Origin of the sequence: Streptomyces sp. NPDC059371 (assembly GCF_042751995.1) — a bacterium.
Taxonomy (GTDB): domain Bacteria; phylum Actinomycetota; class Actinomycetes; order Streptomycetales; family Streptomycetaceae; genus Streptomyces.
Map to the genome: position 1 here is coordinate 1 of NZ_JBHYXD010000208.1, position 2,105 is coordinate 2,105.

Annotated in this window: 3 protein-coding genes and 1 pseudogene; all 4 read right to left on the reverse strand. The window is 69.7% G+C overall.

What is annotated here, in order from left to right; genetic code table 11:
* Nucleotides 1-51 precede the first annotated feature (51 nt).
* Nucleotides 52-549, reverse strand: a complete 498-nt coding sequence (locus ACFXGX_RS43205) for a hypothetical protein (RefSeq protein ID WP_384803984.1) — start codon at nucleotides 547-549, stop codon at nucleotides 52-54.
* A gap of 124 nt (nucleotides 550-673) precedes the next feature.
* Nucleotides 674-1,285, reverse strand: coding sequence for an aminoacyl-tRNA hydrolase (pth, locus tag ACFXGX_RS43210; RefSeq protein WP_384803987.1), 612 nt, complete (start codon nucleotides 1,283-1,285; stop codon nucleotides 674-676).
* Between the two features lie 73 nt (nucleotides 1,286-1,358).
* On the reverse strand, nucleotides 1,359-1,952 hold the full coding sequence (locus ACFXGX_RS43215; protein WP_384803990.1) for a 50S ribosomal protein L25/general stress protein Ctc: 594 nt from the start codon (nucleotides 1,950-1,952) through the stop codon (nucleotides 1,359-1,361).
* A 50-nt stretch (nucleotides 1,953-2,002) separates the two neighbouring features.
* Nucleotides 2,003-2,105: pseudogene (locus ACFXGX_RS43220) on the reverse strand (phosphoribosyltransferase family protein); the annotation flags it as partial.

Below are 2,105 nucleotides of genomic sequence, written 5' to 3' on the forward strand. Positions count from 1 at the left end.
TACGAGTACGAGCGGGAAGGGCGCCTTCATGTGTCCGTGCCGCGTGTCCGTCTATACGACCAGGAAGGTGGCCGTCAGCAGGGCCATCCCCGTGCCCGCCATCAGCCAGGCCACGCGGGTCAGCCGCAGACCGCCCGCCACCACCACCGAGGCGAGCAGCAGGGCACCCCCGAGCGGGACCCAGGCGTAGAGCAGGCCGGCCGGTCCGCTGCGGACGACCTCGTCACTGCCGGGCTTCACCGTGACCGTGTACGTCCGGCCCTTCTCCACCGCCACCGACTCGTCGATGACGACATGGGTCCGTGCCCGCGATCCGGTCGACACCGGCGTGTACGGACCCGTACAGACGTCCCCCGAGCACGACCGCACCGCGATCGTGCCCTGCTCCCGGCCCTTGCCCAGCATCACGTGCTGCGCGGTGCCCCAGGAGGCCCACACGCCCGCGATCAGGATGAGCCCGGTGACCACGCCCATCGCCGCGAGCTGTCCGAAACGCAGCGCCGCGAACGCGCTCTGACGTGAGGTGACGGCACGCATGGCGGGGATCATTGGCCATGGCCGCGCGCTGGGTCAACCCCGGCGGGGGACAAGTCGGCAGTTGTACGAGTACGTCGACCACCGGACCCCGCCGCCCGGCCCGCGTGCGCGGTTCCCGGGGTCCTCACGGGCCGCGTCAGGAGTTGTACGTGCTCTGGGCCCGCTCCAGGCCCTCGATCACCAGACACTCCACCGCGTCCGCGGCCCGGTCGGCGAAGTAGTCCAGCTCCTTGCGCTCGGTGGACCCGAAGTCCTTCAGCACGAAGTCCGCGACCTGCATACGGCCCGGAGGACGCCCGATGCCGAACCGCACCCGGTGATAGTCCGCGCCCATCGCCTTCGTCATGGACTTCAGACCGTTGTGGCCGTTGTCGCCGCCGCCCAGCTTCAGCCGCAGCACGCCGTAGTCGATGTCGAGCTCGTCGTGGACCGCCACGATGTTCGCCGTCGGCACCTTGTAGAAGTCCCGCAGCGCGGTCACCGGGCCGCCCGACAGGTTCATGTACGACATCGGCTTGGCCAGGATCACCCGGCGGTTGGCCGGGCCGGGCGGTCCGATCCGCCCCTCGATCACCTGGGCCTGCGCCTTGCCCGCCCGCTTGAACTTCCCGCCGATCCGCCCGGCCAGCAGGTCGGCCACCATGAAGCCCACGTTGTGCCGGTTCATGGCGTACTCGGGGCCCGGGTTGCCGAGGCCCACGATCAGCCAGGGCGCGTTGGCGTCGGTCGTCACGTCCGTGTCTCCCATGTGTCCTTGATACGCGGCAGCCGCCGCTCCCGGCAGGAGCGGCGGCTGACACAGATGAAGTTTTCCCGGGGGATCAGGCCTCGGCGGCCGCGTCGCCCGCGGTCTCGCCGTCGGCGGCCGGCTCCTCGGCCTGCGCCGACAGGACCTGGATGACGACCGCGTCCTCGTCGATCGCCAGCGTGGTGCCCTTGGGGAGCTTGATGTCCTTGGCGTGGATGGAGGCACCGGCCTCCAGGCCCGCGATGGAGACGGTGACCGACTCCGGGATGTGGGTGGCCTCGGCCTCGACCGTCAGGGTGTTCAGCACGTTCTCGACGAGGAAGCTGCCCGGGGCCAGCTCGCCCTCGGTCTGCACGAAGACCTCGACGGTGACCTTCTCGCCGCGCTTCACGAGGATCAGGTCGACGTGGTCGAGGCTGCCCTTGATGGCGTCACGCTGGACGGCCTTCGGGATCGCCAGCTCGGTCTTGCCCTCGATGTCCAGGGTGAGCAGGACGTTCGGGGTACGCAGGGCGAGAAGCAGCTCGTGGCCCGGAAGCGTGATGTGGACCGGCTCGGTGCCGTGGCCGTAGACGACCGCGGGGACCTTGCTGTCACGGCGGATGCGGCGGGCGGCACCCTTGCCGAACTCGGTGCGGGTCTCGGCGGCGAGCTTGACCTCGGACATGTTCACTCCTCGTAGAACGTGGGGAAAGAGGTCACCCGGCCAAAACATCGGCCTGCTACGAAGAGCGCGTCGGCGGCGGCGCAGATGGTGCCACCGGTGTCGATCATGTCGTCGACGAGGACACAGACGCGGCCCTTCACGTCACCGACCACC